Genomic DNA, 18,667 nt, shown 5'->3' on the forward strand with positions numbered 1-18,667 from the left:
CTGGTCAGAACGTGTCGTCGTGCGGCCCGGCCTCCAGTTCGTCGACCTCGTCCTGGCCCAGGTCGACGAGCGGGAAGTCGGAGGACGTGTGGCCGCCCGCCGCGGGGTCCGCGGTGTGGACGGCCAGGGCGGTGAGCTGGTCGAGCCAGGCCCGGCCGATGCCGTCGGCGGCCGTGTCGTCGAGGAGGCCGCCGGGCCGGCTCAGGGTGAGGGTCAGCTCCGGCCCTTCGGGGGTGTCGCGGACGACGGCGCGCGCGTCCAGGGCGTGCCGGGCGGGCATCCCGGGGGGAGCCGAGCCGCCGAGCGCCGTCCGCCCGGCGGCGGCCCAGGGGGCGACGACCCCCCGCGTGCCGCCGTCCGCCGCGAACCGGCCCAAGTAGGTGAAGCCGATCTGGGGGTGCGGCAGGGCGGCGAGAGTGGGTGCCGTGTCGGGGTTGAGGTGGCGCAGGAGGCCGTGGCCGAGCCCGTCGCCCGGCACGGCGCGGACCTGCTCCTTGACGGTCTTGAGGAGCAGGCCCGTCGCCGGGCCTCCGGCGCGGGCCTCGGCGACGTCGAGCGCGGACAGGTCGAGGCGGACCGGGTGCGTGCTGGTGAACCAGCCGACGGTGCGGGTGGGTTCGGTGCCGTCGAGGGGTTCGCGTCCGTGCCTCTCCACGTCGACGACGAGCCCGCCCGCGGCCTCCGGACGGTGGTGCGCGACCGCGCCCGCGAGGCCCGCGAGCAGCACCTCGTCCACCCCGCAGTGGAAGGCGGCCGGGGCCGCGCCCACCAGGGTGCGCGCCTGCTCCGGCGGCACCGTCCAGGTCCGGTGGACCAGGGTCGCCACGGTGTCGCGCGCCGGGTCGAGGGCCCGGTCGCCGAGTGGCGGCGCCCCGGCGCCGAGCACGGTGGTCCACGCGTCCAGCTCGGCGACGCGGTGGTCCTGGTGTGCCTGCTCGACGAGGAATCGAGCCCAGCTCTGGAAAGAACGTTCTACCGTCTCCACTTGAGGTTCCCGTACGGAGGCGACGGCCTCGCAGGCGGCGTGGAGGTCCGGCTGGAGGAGGCGCCAGGACACGCCGTCGACCACCAAGTGGTGGGCAACAAGAGCGAGTCGGCCCACCAGGTCCGGCCCCGCGTCCACCCACACCGCCTGGACCATCACACCCGCCGCCGGGTCCAGACGCCCCACCGCCTCCCGGGCCGCCCCATCCGCGATCTCGTCCAGGTCGCCGCCCGTCCCGTCCACGCGGGTGACCAGAGCGGTCGCGTCCACCGAACCCGCCTCCGGCACGACCAGGGTGAAGTCCTCGGCCACCCGCGCCCGCAGCATGTCGTGCGTGTCCAGGACGACATCGAGACCGGCCGCCAGGACATCGAGACCAAGGCCCGGCGGGGCACCCACCACCGTCCACTGCGCCAGCCCCGGGTCCGCCGCCCAGCGCCCCAACTCCCGCATCACCGGCGTCCAAGGCACCTCGCCCACGCCGTCGTCGGCCACCTGGGCCCGTTCGGCCGTGCGGGCGGCCAGGGCGGCGAGTCCGGCCGGGGTCTCGTACTCGAAGACGTCCTGGGAGGTGAAGTCGAGCCGCAGGCGGCGGGCGCGGGCGGCGAGTTGCATCGACATGATGGAGTCGCCGCCCAGCTCGAAGAAGCTGTCCTCGACGCCGACGCGGTCAAGCCCCAGGACCTCGGCGAACAGCCCGCACATGACCTCTTCGGCCTCCGTGCCCGGTTCGCGTTCGGTGACCCGGCCCGCGAAGTCCGGCGAGGGCAGCGCCGCACGGTCCACCTTGCCGTTCCGCGTCACCGGCAGGGCGTCCAGGACCAGCACCGCGGCAGGGACCATGTAGTCGGGGAGGACCTTCGCCACGTACTCCCGGGCCGAAGCGCCGTCCAGGGACTGCCCGTCGGCGACGACATAGCCGATCAGGCGGCGCTCGCCCGGTCCCGTCTCCGGAGCCGTGACCACGGCCTGGGCCACGGCGGGGTGCGCCGCGAGGGCCGACTCCACGTCGCCCGGCTCCACCCGGAACCCGCGGATCTTGACCTGCGCGTCCGCGCGCCCCACGAAGACCAGGGTGCCGTCGGCGGTCCAGCGGACCAGGTCCCCGGTGCGGTACATGCGCCCGCCCGGCACGTAGGGGCAGGCCACGAACCGCTCCGCCGTGAGCGCGGGCTGCCCCCAGTAGCCCTGGGCGAGTCCCTCACCCGCCACGTACAGCTCGCCCGCCACACCCGGCGGCACCGGCAGCAGGAACGCGTCGAGGACGTACGCCTGCCGGCAGGGCAGGGGGCGGCCGATGGGCAGGACGGGCCCGACCGGCTCGCCCGGTCGCCAGGACCGCCAGGTGGCGCACAGGGTCGTCTCCGTCGGGCCGTACAGATGGCGCACGGCCAGGCCGGGGCAGGCCTCGCGGACCCGGGCCACGGACGCGGCGGGCACCACGTCACCGCCGGTGAGGACCTCGCGCAGGCCGGTGAAACAGTCGGGCGCCTCACCCGCGAGGACCCGGAAGGACCCGGCCGTCAGATGCAGGGCCGTGACCCCGGCGGCCGCGCAGGCACGGACGCGTGCGGCGTCCACGGGGCCCGGTGCGGCGACGACCACGCGGCCGCCGGACACCAGGGGCACCCAGATCTCGTACAGCGACACGTCGAAGGCGTGCGGCGCGTGCATCAGGACCGCGTCGTCCGGGCCGATCCGCCAGCGCCGCTCGGCGATGAGGGCCGCCGCGCTGCCGTGCGGGACGGCCACGCCCTTGGGCACGCCCGTCGAGCCGGACGTGTACATCAGGTACGCCGCGTCGGCGGCGCCCGGCCGGGTGCGCGGGCCGTCCTCGTACGCGGCCACCTCCCGCGCGGTGCCGGGCTCGTCGAGGGCCACGACGCGCGCCCCGGTCTCCGGTAGCGCGCCGCGCGTCGCCCGGGTGCAGAGCACCGCCCGGGGCGCGCAGTCCACGAGGACCCGTGCCACGCGCTCCACCGGCGTCGACGTGTCCACCGGCACATAGGCAGCGCCCGTGCGCCAGACGGCGAGGAGGGCGACCACGACGTCGGCGGACCGCTCCATCAGCACGGCCACGCGGTCGCCCCGGCGCACCCCGCCGTCGGCGAGGTACGCGGCGAGACGGCCGGAGTCGCGCCACAGCCGTCCGTACGTCAGGGTCCGTTCGCCGTCGACGACGGCCGGGGCCTGCGGTGTCCCGGCGGCCCGTTGCGCGATCAGCTCGGGCACGAGCGCGTCCGGCGTCTCGCCCTCCGTGGCGCCCCAGCCCTCCAGGACGAGGCCGCGCTCGGGTCCGGTGAGGACGCCGACGCGGCCCACCGGCACGGACGGGTCGGCGGCGATCTGTTCCAGGACGCGCGCGACGACACCGGTCAGGCCCTCGCCGACGTCCGGGTCGACCGGGCCGGGCTGGTGGGTGACGTCGACGCGGACGCGGTCGCCGGGGACCACGCCGACGGACAGGGGGTAGTGGGTGGCCTGGCGGGACTCCGCCACGGTGAGGGCCGGGGCGTCGGGGCGGGGCGCGTCGCCGGTGACGCGGGGGTAGTTCTCGTGGACGAGGAGGGTGTCGAAGGCCGCGCCGGGCCCGGCGGCCGCCTGGATGTCGGCGAGCCCCAGATGCTGATGGGCCATCAAGGCGGTCTGGCGTTCCTGGAGTTCGGTGAGCATGCGGGCGACCGGCAGCGTGGCGTCGAGGCGGACGCGGACCGGGAGGGTGTTGATGAACAGGCCCACCATCGACTCCGCGCCCGGCAGCTCCGGCGGCCGCCCGGCCACGGTGGCGCCGAACACCACGTCCGTGCGCCCGGCCAGGCGCGCCAGGACCAGCGCCCAGGCGCCCTGCACCACCGTGTTGAGGGTGAGGCCGTGGCTGCGGGCCAGGCCGGTGAGCGCGGCGGAGGCGGCGGCGGAGAGCCGGACGGACGCCCGGACGGGCGCGGCGTCACCGGGGGCTCCGGCCGCGGGCCCCGCGACCAGGGTGGGTTCCCCGGCCCCGGCGAGCTCCGCGCGCCACGCGGCCCGCGCGGCCTCCTTGTCCTGCCGGGCGAGCCAGGCGAGGTACTCGCGGTAGGAGGTGACCGGCGGCAGGCCCGAGGCGTCGCCCCCGGCGGCGTAGACCGTGGCGAGCTCGTCGAGGAGGACCGGCAGGGACCAGCCGTCGAGCAGGATGTGATGGCTCGTCAGGACGAGGTGGTGGTGGCGCTCGCCGCCGCGGATCAGGAGCAGGCGCAGCAGCGGGGCCGCGGCCGGGTCGATGCGCCGGGCGCGCTCGCTCTCCGTGAGGCGGTCGCGTTCCGCGCGGGCGGCGGCTTCGGGCAGCGCGGAGAGGTCGGCCTCGGCCCACGGCAGCGTCACCTCCCGCATGACCAGTTGGACGGCCTCGCCGGACGCGCGGCGGTGGAAGCTCGTCCGCAGGACCGCGTGCCGGGACAGGAGGGCCTGCCAGGAGGACCGCAGCCGGGCCGCGTCCAGCGGGCCGTCGACGGACAGGACGGACTGGACGGTGTACACGTCGGGGCCCTGGCCGTCGAAGTCCGCGTGGAACAGCAGGCCTTCCTGGAGCGGGGAGAGCGGCCAGACCTCCGCGAGGGCGGACCCCTGGGCCGCGGGTCCCCCGGCGGCGGCCCCCCGGGCGGCGGACCCCTGGGGTCCGGACCCTTCGGCGGTGGATTCCTGACCGGCGGTGGGAGCCTTCACAACGACCGTCCTCCTTCGAGTCCCTCAAGTCCTTCGCGTCCTGCGAGCCGTGCGGTGCGGGGGTCCGGCGGGCCCGGCGGCGGCCCCGGTGGGTGCGGTGGCCCGGCGAGCTGGGCGGCGATCGCCTCGAACTCCTCGACCTCGTCCTGTGCGAGGTCGAGGAGCGGGAAGTCGGAGGGGGTGTGCCCGCCCGCCGTCGGGTCCGCGGTGTGGGCGGCGAGGGCCGCGAGCAGGTCGAGCCACGTCCGCCCGAGGCGCTCCGCGTCCGCGGCGGCCAGGACGGCGGAGGGCCAGCCGAGCGTGAGCGTCAGCTCGGCGCCGCCGGGCGTGTCCCGCAGGGCGGCGGCGGCCTCGACGACGTGGGCCGCGGGCAGGTCGGGGGCCGCCGAACCGCCGATCGCCGTGTCCCCGGCGAGGTCCCAGGGGGCGACGGGCCCGCCGGGCGTGCCCGTCGCGAAGCGGCCCAGGTAGTTGAAGCCGATCTGCGGCCGGGGCAGGGCGGCGAGGATGGGCCCGGTCTCCCGGCCGAGGTGGCGCAGCAGGCCGTAGCCGAGGCCGTCGCCCGGCACCGCGCGGGCCTGCTCCTTGACCGTCTTCACCAGCGCGCCGACGGCGGGCCCCGCGGCGAGGGCGTCGTGGAGGTCGACTCCGGTGAGGTCGACGCGGACCGGGTGGACGCTGGTGAACCAGCCCACCGTGCGCAGCAGGTCGGCGCCGCCCACGGGCTGGCGGCCGTGGCCCTCGATGTCGATGAGGACGGTGCCCGCGGGGCTGTCGTCGTCGCGGCGGGTGCGGGCCACGGCGCCCGCCAGGGTGGCGAGGAGCACCTCGTGCACGCCGCAGTGGAACAGCGCCGGAGCCTTGGTGACCAGCGTGCGGGTGTGCCGCGCGGGCACCGTCCACGTGGTGCGGCGCGCCGTGGCCGCGGTGTCCCTGCGCGGGTCGAGGGCCCGGCGGCCGAGAGGCGGCTCGGCGTGGGCCACCACGGCGGCCCAGCCTTCGAGTTCGGCGGTGCGCTCCGGCTCGCTGGCCTGCCCCGCCAGCAGGCTGGCCCAGCGGCGGAAGGACGTACCGGCGGGTTCCAGGGACGGCTCGTGGCCCGCGGCCGCGCTCTCGCAGGCGGACCGCAGGTCGGGGACGAGGACGCGCCAGGAGACGCCGTCCACCGCCAAGTGGTGCACGGCGAGGGCGAGTCGGCCCACGCGGCCCGGCCCGGCGTCCAGCCACACGGCCTGGAGCATGACGCCGCGGGCCGGGTCGAGGCGCCCCACCGCGTCGCGGGCGGCGTCGCGCGCCGCCGTGTCGAGGCGGCCGTCGGCCACGTCGGTCGCGTCCACCGCGGTGACGAGGTCCGCGGCGGACACCGCCCCCTTGTCCCGGACGACGAGGCGCGGTTCGGGGCCCGGCCCGACGGTGTGGGCGCGGAGCATGTCGTGGGTGTCGAGCAGGGCGCGCACGCCCGCGACGAGCGTGTCCGCGCCGAGCCCCGCCGGGGCGCCGACGAGGACCCACTGGGCGAACGCGCCGCCGGTCACCCGCTGCCCCAGGGCCCGCATGACGGGCGTCCACGGTACGTCGCCGACCCCGATGTCCCAGGCGGGCTCCGCGCCGGTGCCGAGCCGGGCGACGCGGGCGAGGTCCGCCGCCGTCGGCCGCTCGAAGACGTCCTGCGAGGTGAACGCGACCCCGGCCGCGCGGGCCCGGCTGACCAGCTGCATCGAGGTGATGGAGTCGCCGCCGAGGCGGAAGAAGTGGTCGTCGGCGCCGACCCGGTCCAGGCCGAGGACCTCGGCGATCAGGGCGCAGAGGGTCTCCTCGGCCGCGGTCGCCGGGGCCCGGCCCGCGACGCGCCCGGCGAAGTCGGGCACGGGCAGGGCCGCCCGGTCCACCTTGCCGTTGGGGGTCACCGGCAGCGCGTCCAGGGCGAGCACGGCGGCGGGCACCATGTGGGCGGGCAGCACCTCGGCGGCGTGCGCGCGCACCGCCTCGCCGTCCAGGCCCCGGCCCCGGTCGGGGTCGGCCGTGACGTAGCCGACGAGGCGCCGCTCCCGGGGCCCGTGCGCGGTCAGGCCCACCACCGCGCGGCCGACGCCGGGGTGCGCGGCGAGGGCCGCCTCGATCTCGCCGAGCTCCACGCGGAAGCCGCGCACCTTCACCTGGGCGTCGGCGCGGCCCTCGTACACCAGGTGTCCCGCGGGGGTGCGGCGGACCAGGTCGCCGGTGCGGTACATCCGGGCGCCGGGGGCGAACGGGCAGGCCACGAACCGCTCGGCGGTCAGGCGGGCGCGGCGCAGATAGCCGCGCGCGAGCCCGGCGCCCGCGACGTACAGCTCGCCCACGGTGCCGGGGCCCACCGGCTGGAGGAAGCAGTCGAGGACGTACGCGGCCGTGTTGGCGACGGGGCGGCCCGTCGTCGGCGGGTCGTCGGCGCGCAGCGGGCGGCTGACCGTGGAGGTGACGGCGGCTTCGGTGACGCCGTACTCGCTGTGGACGTCGCGGCCGCGCGCCGTCCACCTGCGGCGTACGCCGTCGGGCGCGGACTCGCCGCCGATGATGAGGACCCGCAGGTCCGGCAGGTGGCCCGGGGGCAGTTGGGCGAGCAGCGTGGGGGTCATGGCGACGTGCGTGACGCGGCTCGCGCGCAGCAGCCGGACGAGTTCCTCGCCGGTCGCGTGGCGCCGTGCGGGCGGGGCGAGGACGAGGCGGCCGCCCGCGCACAGGGCGGGCCAGATGTCCGCGATCGACACGTCGAAGCTGGGCGAGACGAGTTGCAGGACGCGGCTCGTCCCGTCCATGGCGTAGCGGCGCGTGTGGTCGGCGACGAGGTTGCGCAGCGCGCCGTGCGGCACGACGACGCCCTTGGGGGTGCCGGTGGAGCCCGACGTGTAGATCGTGTACGCCGCGTTGGCCGCCGCCAGGGCGGGGCGCTCCGCGCCGGTGAGGGGGCCGGGGGCGTGCGCGGCGACGGCGAGGACGGTCGCCGGGTCGTCCAGGACGACGACGTGGCCCCGGTAGCCGTCCGGCACGACCGCGCGCGTGGCGCGGGTGCACAGCAGGACCGGCGGGGCGACGTCGTCCAGGACGAGGCGGACGCGCGCGGGCGGGTGGCCGGGGTCGACCGGTACGTAGACGCCGCCCGCGAGGGACACGGCGAGGAGCGCCACGATCAGCTCGACGGAGCGGTCGGCGCACACGGCGACCGGCGTCTCCACGCCGACGCCGCGCCGCTTCAGGTGGCGGGCGAGGCGGGTCGCGCGCGCGGACAGCTCCTCGTAGCGCACGGTTCCGCGGCCGGACTCGACGGCCACGGCCGCCGGGGTCGCGGCGGCCCGCAGCGTGAAGGCGTCGGGGGCGAGCAGATCGGCGCGCGGGTCGGTCGTGGCCGACGCCAGGGCCTGCTCCACGGCCAGGGAGCGCTCCGCGGGGCCGAGGACGCCGACGCGCCCCACCGGCAGGCCGGGGTCCGCGGTGAACTGTTCCAGGACGCGGGTCAGCCAGCGCACCAGTTCCTCGACGCGGGCGTGCGGCACGGCGTCCGGGCGGCCCACGAGGTGGCCGCGCAGCCTGCGGTCGGGCACCACGATCAGCGCGAGCGGGTAGTGGCCGCGGTCCTGCGGCTCGCCGACGGGCCGCATCCTCAGGGCGGGCCCGGCGGGGTGCTCGGGCCCGGCGGGGTGATCGGGCTCGGCGGGGTGATCGGGCTCGGCAAGGTGCTCGGGCAGGTTCTCGAAGACCACGAGGGTGTCGAAGACCGCGCCGTCGCCCGCGGCCCTGCGGATCTCCTGAAGTCCCGTGTGCTGGTGGGGCATGAGCGCCACGTGCCGCTCCCGCAGCGCGGCCAGCAGACCGGCGACCGAGGTCCCGGGCGTGAGCCGTACACGCACGGGCAGGGTGTTGATGAACGGGCCGACGGACGACTCGACGCCCGGCAGATCGGCGTGGCGGCCCGCGACGGTCGTGCCGAACACCACGTCGGCGCGGCCCACGAGCCGGGCCAGGACCAGCGCCCAGGCGCCCTGCACGACCGTGTTGACGGTGACGCCGTGGGTGCGGGCCAACACGCCCACGGCGTGCGTGAGTTCGTCGGTCAGCTCGAAGGTGACCGGGCGGGGCACGACCGGCGTCCGCACCGACTCCTCGGGCACCACGAGGGTGGGTCCTTCGGCGTCCGCGAGCTCCGCGCGCCAGGCGCGGCGCGCCGCCTCGCCGTCCTGCCGGGCCAGCCACGCCAGATGGGCGCGGTACGGGACCGGGGCGGGCAGGGCCGAGCCGTCGCCCGCGGCGGCGTACACCGCGGCGAGCTCCCTGAAGACGACCGTCATGGACCAGCCGTCGACGAGGGTGTGGTGGCTGGTGATGACCTGCTGGTGGCGGTCCGGGCCGAGCCTGATCAGGAGCAGCCGCAGCAGCGGGGGCGAGGCGAGGTCGAAGCGCGCGGACCTCTCCGCCTCGGCGAGGCGGGCGGCCTCGGCCGACGCCGCCTCCTCGGCGAGCCCCGACAGATCGCTCTCGCGCCAGGGCAGCGGTACGTCACCGGCGATGACCTGCACCGGCTGGCCGGACGCGCGCTGGTGGAAGCCGGCGCGCAGCACGGCGTGCCGGTCCAGGAGCGTGCGCCAGGACGCGCGCAGGCGGGCCACGTCCAGCGGCCCGTCGAGGGCGAGGACGCGCTGACTCGCGTACACGTCCGGGCCCGCGTCGTCGGCGGCGAAGGTGGTGTGGAAGAGCATGCCTTCCTGGAGCGGTGACAGCGGCCAGACGTCGGTGAGGCCGGGCAACCGGGTGCGCAGCCGGGCCAGTTCGCCGGGGGTGAGGTCGGCGAGGAGGGGCGCGGCGGGCTCGGAGCCTTCGGCGGCCTCGGGGGCCTCGGGGGCCTCGGCGGCCGCTCCGCCGGGGCGCGTGTCGCGTGCCGTGCCCCCGGCGCCTGCCTCGAAGCGCGCCACGGCCGCGAGCCCCGCCGGCGTGTCGTGCTCGAAGACGTCCTGGGCGCCGCACCGCACCCCGGCGCGCCGGGCCTGCGCGGCCAGTTGCATCGCCATGATGGAGTCGCCGCCGAGGCCGAAGAAGCTGTCGTCGGCGCCGACCCGCTCCAGGCGCAGCACGGCGGCGAACAGGTCGCACAGGATCGCCTCGACGGCGTTGCGGGGCGCGCGCCCGGTGACCTTCGCGGCGAAGTCGGGGGCGGGCAGCGCCGCCCGGTCCACCTTGCCGTTCGGGGTCACCGGCAGCGCGTCCAGGGCGAGGACGGCCGCCGGGACCATGTGGTCGGGCAGCAGCGAGGCGACGTGGGCGCGCAGGGCGTCGGGGTCGATCACCCCGCGGCCGCCGCCCCCGCCGTCTCCGCCCCCGCCGCCCAGGCCGTCGCCTCCGCCCCCGCTCCTGGCGTCGCCCGCCACGACGTACGCGATGAGGCGGCGCTCCCCGGGCGTGTCCTCGGGGGCCGTGACGACCGCCTGCGTCACCGCCGGGTGCGCGGCGAGCGCGGCCTCGACCTCGGCCGGCTCGACGCGGAACCCGCGGATCTTGACCTGGCCGTCCGCCCGGCCGACGAAGACCAGCGCGCCGTCGTCCCGCGCGCGGACCAGGTCCCCGGTGCGGTACATGCGCGCGCCGGGCTCGAACGGGCAGGCCACGAACCGCTCCGCCGTCATCGCGGGCTGCCCCCAGTAGCCACGCGCGAGACCGGCCCCGGCCAGGTACAACTCCCCCACGAGGCCCGGCTCCAGGGGCCGCAGGGCCGCGTCGAGGACGAAGGCGCGCCGCTCGGGCAGGGCCCGGCCGACGGGCAGCACCGGGCCCACGCCCTCGCCCGGCCGCACGTGGTGCCAGGTGGCGCACAGGGTCGTCTCCGTCGGCCCGTACATGTGCCGGACCGTCACGTCCGGGCAGGCCCGGCGCAGCCGCTCGACGGCCGCGGCGGGCACCACGTCGCCGCCGGTGAGGACCTCCCGCAGACCGGTGAGGCAGTCCGGCGCCTGACCGGCCAGGACGCGGAACGTACCGGCGGTCAGGTGCGCCGCGGTGACGCCCCGGGCCACGTACCGGCGCAGGGCCTCGGCGTCGACGGGCCCCGGCCCGGCGACGACCACGCGGCCGCCGGACACCAGCGGCACCCACATCTCGTACAGCGAGGCGTCGAAGGCGTGCGGCGCGTGCATCAGGACCGCGTCGTCCGGGCCGACGCCCCAGCCGGGCTCGGCGACGAGCGCGGCCACGGCGCGGTGGGGCACCGCCACGCCCTTGGGCACGCCCGTCGAGCCGGAGGTGTACATCACGTACGCGACGTCGTCGGCGCGCGCCTCGTCCGCGAGGCCGCCCCCGGCGGCCGCCGGGCCGTCGAGGAGCAGGACCCGCGCGTCGCCGTCCGGCACGGCGGCGCGCGTCGGTCCGGCGCACAGCACGGCGGACGCGGCGCTGTCGGCGAGGACGCGTGCCACGCGCTCGGCCGGGTGCCCGGCGTCCACGGGGACGTACGCGGCCCCGGCGCGCCACACCCCGAGCAGCGCCGCCACCAGGTCCGGGGAGCGTTCGAGCACGACCGCGACCCGGTCGCCGCGGCCCACGCCCGCGCCGGTGAGCCGACGCGCCACGTCTTCGGAGCGCTGCCACAACTGTCCGTACGTCACGGCCCGTTCACCGTGTACGAGGGCCACCGCGCCGGGGCGGCGGGCCGCCTGGCGGCCGATGAGGTCCGGCACCGGGCGGGGGCGCACGGGCTCCCGTCCGCGCCGGGCGGGGGCGGGCGCCAGGTCGACGCGGCCGGTCGGCACGGCCGGGTCGGCGACGAGGCGCTCCAGGAAGCGCAGCAGGGACCGGTGGCCCGCCCGCGCCCAGTCCTGGTCGTAGCGCGTGGCGTCGGCCTCCAGGGAGAGGGCCAGGCCCTGGTCGTCGGACCAGCCGCTGACCACGACGCTCAGCTCCTCGACGCGGCGGTGGGACAGGTCGCGGGCGATGCCGCGGCAGGGGCCGAAGCGGAGGTTCTCGCCGAGGGGCAGGACGTTGACGAACGGCCCGAAGTGCCAGCGGCCGCCGCTCGGCCAGGCGAGTTCGCGGCGCAGCCGTTCGCCCCGGTACCGCTGGTGGCGCAGCAGGCCCGTGGCCTCGCGGGCCGCCTCGCGGGCCAGCTCCGTGAGGCTCATGCCGGGTGCCGCGGGTATCCGGAACGGCAGGACGTTGGCCGTCGTGCACGGGGTACGCCGTTCCTGGGCGGTCAGGCGTCCGGCGACGGGCAGGCTGAGGACGGCCTCGTCGGCGCCCGTCAGACGGCAGCCGAACGCGCCGACGGCGGCGACCACGAGCCGGGGCCAGCTCACCCCGGCGGCGGCCGCGGCGGCGCGCAGCGCCCGTACGGCGGGCGGCGGCAGGTGGCCGGTGGCGCGCGCGGCGGTGCCGGGGGCGGCGGCCCCGTGGCCGGGCACCGCCGTGAGCGGCGGCCGGTCGGCGAAGCGGTCGTGCCAGTAGGCGCGGTCGCGGAGGTGGTCGGCGGAGGCGCGGTAGGCGTCCTGCTGCCGCAGCAGTTCGCGCAGCGGGGCGTGGCCCGGGGGCGGCGCGGCGCGGCCGTCCAGCGCCGCCGTGTAGAGCTCGGCGACGCGCCGCGCCATGAGGGAGCAGCCGAAGCCGTCCATCAGGAGGTGGTCGTAGCGCTGGTACCACAGGTGGCGGTCGGGGCCGAGGGTGAGCAGCGCGTAGCCGAACAGGCCGTTCGCGCCGTGTGCCGCCATGGCGTGCTGCTCGGCCCGCATCCACGCCTCGGCGGTGCGCCACGGGTGGTCGGCGCCGGTCAGGTCGACGGTGGGCAGGCTCCACTCGGGCGTCGGCGCGAACCGCTGGGTCACCCGGCCGCCGGTGTCCTCGACGAAGCGGGCCCGGAGGATCTCCGTCTCCGCCACGGCCCGGCGCAGGGCGTGCTCGAACACGCCGGTGTCGAGCGGGCCGAGGATCTCGACGTGCTGGCCGATGGTGTAGAGGCCGCGCGTGCTGTCGATGCGCTGTGCCAGCCAAATTCCCTCTTGGCTCTCGGACAGGGGCAGAGTGGAATCCGCCTGGCTGCTCATCGCTCTCCCTTCTGCTGATGGGCGGCTGTACGGGGCGTGGGGTGCGGGGCGTGGCGTGAGGCGTGGGGTGCGGGGCGCCGTGGCTAGTCGTCCGGCTCGCCGCGGCGGCGGACGGCGTACTCGCCGCCCCCGGGCGGCAGCCCGCCGCCGAGGACGAGGCCGTCGCTGCCGCCGGGCATGGGGCCACGGCCGAGCACGGGGCCCTGGCCGAGGACGGGGCCCTGGCCGAGGACGGGGCCCTCGCCGAGGACCGGCCCGTCGCCGGGCGTGCGGGTCCGCGTCCGGGGACCGGTGCCGTTGGCGCCCTTGCGCTGGAACTGCGTGTGGTACAGCTCGGCGTACAGGCCCTCGGCGGCGAGGAGTTCCTCGTGCGTGCCGCGTTCGCGGATGCGGCCGCCGTCCACGACGAGGATCTGGTCGGCCTCGCGGATGGTGGACAGGCGGTGGGCGATCACCAGGGAGGTGCGGTCGCGCAGGGCGGTGGTCAGGGCCCGCTGGACGGCCGCCTCGGACTCGGAGTCCAGATGGGCGGTCGCCTCGTCGAGGACGACGACGGACGGGGCCTTGAGCAACAGACGGGCCAGGGCCAGGCGTTGCTTCTCGCCGCCCGACAGTCGGTAGCCGCGGTCGCCGACGACGGTGTCGAGGCCGCTGGGCAGCGAGCGGATCAACTCGCCGATCCGGGCCGCGTCGCAGGCCTTGAGGAGGTCGCCGTCGGTGGCGTCGGGGCGGGCGTAGGTGAGGTTGGCGCGGATCGTGTCGTGGTAGAAGTGCGCGTCCTGGGTGACCACGCCGACCGTGTCGCGCAGCGAGTCCAGGGTGAGGTCCCGCAGGTCGTGGCCGTCGACGCGGACGGTGCCCGACGTCGGGTCGTACAGGCGCGACACCAGGTGCGTCATCGTGGTCTTGCCGCCGCCGGACGGGCCGACCAGGGCCGTGAGCTTGCCGGGCGGCAGCTCGAAGGTCAGCTCGTGCAGCACCACCGGTGTCTCCTGGTCGCGCTCCCGCTGCGAGAGCGCGCCGGCCTCCAGGGACGCGAGCGACACCTCGCTGGGGCGCGGGTAGCGGAAGCCCACCCGGTCGAACTCGACGCGCGGCGCGGCCCCGGTGCCGGGGGCGGGCAGGGCGCGGGCGTCGGGCTTCTCCTCGATGAGGGGCTTCAGATCGAGCACCTCGAAGAGCCGGTCGAAGCTGACCAGGGCGGTCAGGACGTTCGACTGCATGCTGGACAGCTGGGTGATGGGGCCGTAGAGGCGGCCCATGAGCACGGCGAGGGCCACGAGCGTGCCGAGGCGGAAGGCGCCGTCCAGGACGAGGGCGCCGCCGACGCCGTACACGAGCGCCGTGGCGAGCGCGGCGAGCAGCGCCATGAAGATGAACGACATCCGGCTGAACACGGTCCAGACCACGCCGACGTCGCGGACCCGGCGCGCGCGGGCCGCGAACGCCTCGGCCTCGGAGCGGGGGCGGCCGTAGAGCTTGGCGAGCATGGCGCCGCTGACGTTGAACCGCTCCTGGATGACGCCCGCGAGTTCGGCGTTGGACTGCATCTGCTCGCGCGAGTAGCGCTGCAGGCGCCGCCCGACGTAGAGGCCGGGCACGACGAACAGCGGCAGCATGGCGACGGCGATCAGGGTGATCAGCCAGGACAGGTAGAACATCTCGGCGAGCACGAGGAGCACCGTCAGGACGCTGGTGGCCGAGGTGAGGATCAGGCCGATGGACTGCTGGGCCAGCATCACGTCGGCGTTGAGGCGGCTGGTGAGCAGGCCCGTCTGGGTGCGGGTGAAGAACGCCATGGGCTGCCGCTGGACGTGGGTGAACGTCTGGACGCGCAGGTCGTGGCTGACGCCCTGGCCGACGCGCCCGGAGAAGTAGCTCTGCGCGAGCTGCATCACCGCGTCCACGACGGCGAGCCCGGCGACGACCAGGGCCAGGGTCACCACGAGCCCCAGGTCGTCCTTGAGGATGCCGTCGTCGACGATGTCCTTGAGCAGCAGGGGGGTCGCCACGATGACGAGGGAATCCACCACGGTGGTGAGCAGCAGGAAGAGCAGCGCGTTCCGGTGCGGGCGCACATAGGTGAGGGCGCGGCGCGACGTTCCCGCCCGCAGTTTCTGTTTCTCGGTGTCGGACGAGTTCGGGTCTCCGACGGTAATTCCACCAGGACCTTGGGTGATTAACACGCGATGGAATCCTCTCGGGATCGCGTACGTTCCTTCGGCTGCGCTCGTACCCAGGACGGTAGCGCCCCGCATTCCCGCCAACCAGGCCTGAAAAATAGGCAGTGGACGACCTTCGCGGGAATATGGAGAGGCCACTGTCCGACCGAGTGACGTACACACTTGGACGGGGCGGGGCGGGGCGCCCCGAAGGGGCGCGGGGAACTGCGCGACCAGCCACAACGGACCCGCAGACGACAGAACGGGCCACGGCAGGCGGCAGAGGGCGGCCGCCCGGCGGCCAAGCCCCCCGCTCAGGCCGTCTCCACGGCCTTGCGCTGCACGCGCTGCGCGAACTCCGCCCACATCTCCGCACAGTCCGTGGCGAGTTCGGCCACGATGGCACCGCAGTGCGGCGGCACCCTGTCGATGATCTTGTCCCAGTCCTCCGGGCTCAGCGTGTGGATGGTGAGCAGCCGCAGCAGCATGCGCCCGGTCTCGCTGAACCGCAGGGCCGGGTCCGCCTTGAGCCGGTCCACGATCGCGGCGCGGGCCTGGGCCTGGCCCCGGTCGGGCACCGCGACCGGGCCGAAGCCCGTGCGCGGCCCGGTGGGCGCCGCCTCCCGGCAGCCCGCCCGCCGTCCGCGCCGCAGCTGCGGATCCTCGCCGCGCATCATGCGGTTGCGCACGTCGCGGACCGTCTCGGGCGAGATGGAGGCGGCCCGCGCGACCTGGCGGAGCGACAGGCCCGGGTTCTCCGCGATGATCTCGCTGGCCAGCCTGCGGCCCTCGGCGCCGTTGACCGGGCGGACCCTGCCGTCCTGGCCGATGCGGGACTGCGCGCCGGTGACCTGGCCCGGCGCGCGCCTGCGGATCTCGGCGACCGTGCCGGGCGCGATGCCCGCGACCGAGGCGATCATGCGGTCCGACCACTGCGGGTGCGAGGTGATGATGCGCCGGGCCGCGCGCTTGCGGTCCGTGGTCGTCAGCGGAAGCCCGTGGGCGATGTTGGACTCCACAGCGAGCACGAAGGCGTCGGCCTCGTCGCCGTCGAAGAACCGGACGGCGATCGCGGTCCGGCCGCGCACCTGTGCGGCGCGCACGCGGTGCAGCCCGTCGATGACCCGCATCGTCGAGCGGTGGACGGTGATCGGCGGCAGTGGTGTCTGTACGGCGGCCAGTGTCTCCACGTGGTCCGGATCCGCTCCGGAGAGTCTGGGTGAACCGGCCGTCGACAGTGTGCTGATCTCCACTTCGACGACCGTGAGTCGATCGATGCGCGGGTGCCCGGGTAGTGCCAACTCAACTCCCCCTAGTGATGTGTTCGCGCCGAGCAGGCCGTCGATACCCACCGCCGTTCCGTCTCCCCGGTGCGTGCCGCGGTCGTCGTCACGCGGACTCCCGTCCCGGACAGAGCGGCACCGACGTCTGCGGCTCTGAAGTCTCCGAAATCCCCGAATTCAATGTCCTGGCGTGAACGCCGCATTGTGCTGCGACGCGGCGTTCACGGACGGCGTCGCATTCCGCGGGCCCGTATTTCCTGGCGCGATCTGCGCGACACCGCATTCATGACGTAACAGAACGACTTCGTGATAGCCGAACACGCTCACCTTAACAACGCGTTTTCCGGCCTGGTACCCCTCATTAACAGGCCGGTCCGCGCCCCGGACACCCCTATTCACCCCTATCCGGGCGTCACCGGGCGGCGGTGGGGTCGTGCCGCGGCGCGGGGCTCGCGGGCTCGGCGCGCGCCGGGAAGGCGACCGCCACCACCAGGCCGCCGCCGGGCCGCGCGGACGCGCTGAGCAGGGCGTCGTGGGCGGTGGCGATGGTGCGGACGATGGACAGACCGAGCCCGTGGTGGCCCTCGTCGGCGGTGCGGCCGAGCCGCTGGAAGGGCTCGAAGAGCCGCTCCACCTGCTCCGGCGGCACCCGGGGGCCGGAGTTGACGACGGTCACGAGGGCCCGGCCGTCCTCGGTGCCCGTGCTGATCCGCACGTGGCCGCCGGGCACGTTGTAGCCCACGGCGTTGTCGACGAGGTTCGCCACGAGCCGCTGGACGAGCGCGGAGTCGCCCGCGAGCGGGGCGGGCGCGGTGCTCGTCGTGATCCGCAGCCGGTGCCGCGCGGCGTCGGGGCGCGGCACGCGGACCGTCTGCTCCGCGACGTCGGCCAGGTCGAGCGGCTCGCGGCGGTCCAGGCCGCGCTCGCTGCTGGACAGGGTGAGCAGCGATTCGAGCAGCCGCGCCTGCTGTTCGCTGATCGTGAGGAGCCGCTCCAGATTCGAGCGGTACGACTCCACGGTGGCCTCGCGGTCCATGAGCGACTCCTCCACGAGCGCGTGCTCCAGGGTGAGCGGGGTGCGCAGCTCGTGGGCGGCGTTGGCGACGAAGCGCTTGTGCGCGTCGAGCGCGGTCTCCAGGCGGCCGAGGAGCCCGTCGACGGTGTCGGCGAGGTCCTTCAGCTCGTCGGCGGGGCCCGCGACGGCGAGGCGCTCGTGCACGTTGCGCGCGGAGATGCGGCGGATGGTGCCGGTCATGGTGCGCAGCGGCCGCAGCACGCGCCCGGCGACGAGCCAGCCGAGCGCGATGGACAGGACGGCCATGATGGCGAGCGCGATGCCGGACTGCACCACGAGGCTCCGCAGGTCCTGCTGGTGCTGGCGGTAGGCGTGTTCGCGCAGCGCCCGGGTGCCGTCCTTGAGGGGCAGGGGCAGCCGGCCGCCGGTCAGGCCGAGCGGGCCGCTCGCGCCGTCCGCGCGCCCCAGGACGGGGCCGTCGCCCTCCCTGCCGAGGACGACGCTCGTCGAGGCGTGGGTGACGAGCAGATAGGTGATCGCGAGCAGCACGGCGCCGGAGACGACGAACAGCACGCCGTACAGGAGCGTCAGGCGCATCCGCACCCGCTTCGGCAGCAGTCGGCGGAACACAGCGGACACAGGGGGCGCGGACGGCGCGGTCAGTCGCATGGGGTGCCTCAAATCCGATACCCACCCCGAGGCACGGTCTCGATGACGGGCGGGGTGCCGAGCTTCGGGCGCAGCCGGTTGATGGTCGCCTTGACGGTGGTGGTGAAGGGGTCGGCGGCCTCGTCCCACACCCGTTCCAGGAGTTCCTCCGCCGACACCACCCTCCCTTGGGCGGCGAGCAGGTACTCCAGGACCGCGAACTCCTTGGGCGTGAGGGCCAGTCGGTGCCCGGCCCGGGTCGCGATCCGCTGCGCCGGGTCCAGGCACAGGTCGTCGTGGACGAGGACCGGCGGCAGGGCGGGCTGCGGGCGCCGGGCGAGCGCGCGGATGCGGGCGACCAGCTCGGCGTACGCGAAGGGCTTGGGCAGATAGTCGTCCGCGCCGAGGTTGAAGCCGTCGACGCGGTCGGCGATGGTGCCGGACGCGGTGAGCATCAGGACGCGGGCGTGCACCGGCTGCGCGGCAAGGCGGCTGCACACCTCGTCGCCGTGGACGACGGGCAGGTCCCGGTCCAGGACGACGACGTCGTACTCGACCACCGCCGTGCGCTCCAGCGCGTCGGCGCCGTCGTACGCCACGTCGACCGCCATGCCCTGGCGGCGCAGGACGCGCGCCACGGACTGGGCGAGTTCGGTGTGGTCCTCGACCACGAGCACTCTCATCGGCCACCCCCGCACCACTGGAGACTGCCCGGGCCCGCGTCACGCACGGGTCACAGCCCGGGCCCGTCCCACAGCGGCAGCGTACCGGCGCCGCCCGGTGTCCATGTCCACAGGACCGCGCCGGGCGCCGGTGGG

The 18,667-nt window shown here is 76.0% G+C and carries 6 protein-coding genes; all 6 read right to left on the reverse strand.

From position 1 onward, the window contains the following. Nucleotides 1-4: 4 nt before the first annotated feature. Nucleotides 5-4,687: a non-ribosomal peptide synthetase gene (locus C9F11_RS05780; RefSeq protein ID WP_138958225.1), complete on the reverse strand. Its 4,683-nt coding sequence runs from the start codon at nt 4,685-4,687 to the stop codon at nt 5-7. Continuing rightward, nucleotides 4,684-12,741, reverse strand: a complete 8,058-nt coding sequence (locus C9F11_RS05785; RefSeq protein WP_138958226.1) for a non-ribosomal peptide synthetase — start codon at nt 12,739-12,741, stop codon at nt 4,684-4,686. The genes C9F11_RS05780 and C9F11_RS05785 overlap by 4 nt, the downstream gene beginning before the upstream one ends. 83 nt (nt 12,742-12,824) lie before the next feature. After that, nucleotides 12,825-14,927, reverse strand: coding sequence for an ABC transporter ATP-binding protein (locus C9F11_RS05790; protein ID WP_249401613.1), 2,103 nt, complete (start codon nt 14,925-14,927; stop codon nt 12,825-12,827). Between the two features lie 290 nt (nt 14,928-15,217). Further along, a complete protein-coding gene (locus tag C9F11_RS05795) occupies nt 15,218-16,156 on the reverse strand; it encodes a ParB/RepB/Spo0J family partition protein (RefSeq protein ID WP_249401614.1) in 939 nt (312 codons plus the stop codon). 442 nt (nt 16,157-16,598) lie between these two features. Then, the gene (locus C9F11_RS05800; protein ID WP_138958228.1) at nt 16,599-17,870 is read right to left on the reverse strand and encodes an ATP-binding protein; all 1,272 of its coding nucleotides are present in this window, start codon (nt 17,868-17,870) and stop codon (nt 16,599-16,601) included. An 8-nt stretch (nt 17,871-17,878) separates the two neighbouring features. Continuing rightward, entirely contained in the window at nt 17,879-18,532 is a 654-nt protein-coding gene (locus C9F11_RS05805; RefSeq protein ID WP_138958229.1) for a response regulator transcription factor, read from the reverse strand. Nucleotides 18,533-18,667: the final 135 nt, after the last annotated feature.

This window comes from Streptomyces sp. YIM 121038, assembly GCF_006088715.1.
Taxonomy (GTDB): Bacteria; Actinomycetota; Actinomycetes; order Streptomycetales; family Streptomycetaceae; genus Streptomyces.

Excerpts from the sequence above, each read along its gene's own strand:
- C9F11_RS05785 (WP_138958226.1), bottom strand. The coding sequence starts at position 12,741 with ATGAGCAGCCAGGCGGATTCCACTCTGCCCCTGTCCGAGAGCCAAGAG.
- C9F11_RS05800 (WP_138958228.1), bottom strand. The coding sequence starts at position 17,870 with ATGCGACTGACCGCGCCGTCCGCGCCCCCTGTGTCCGCTGTGTTCCGC.
- C9F11_RS05805 (WP_138958229.1), bottom strand. The coding sequence starts at position 18,532 with ATGAGAGTGCTCGTGGTCGAGGACCACACCGAACTCGCCCAGTCCGTG.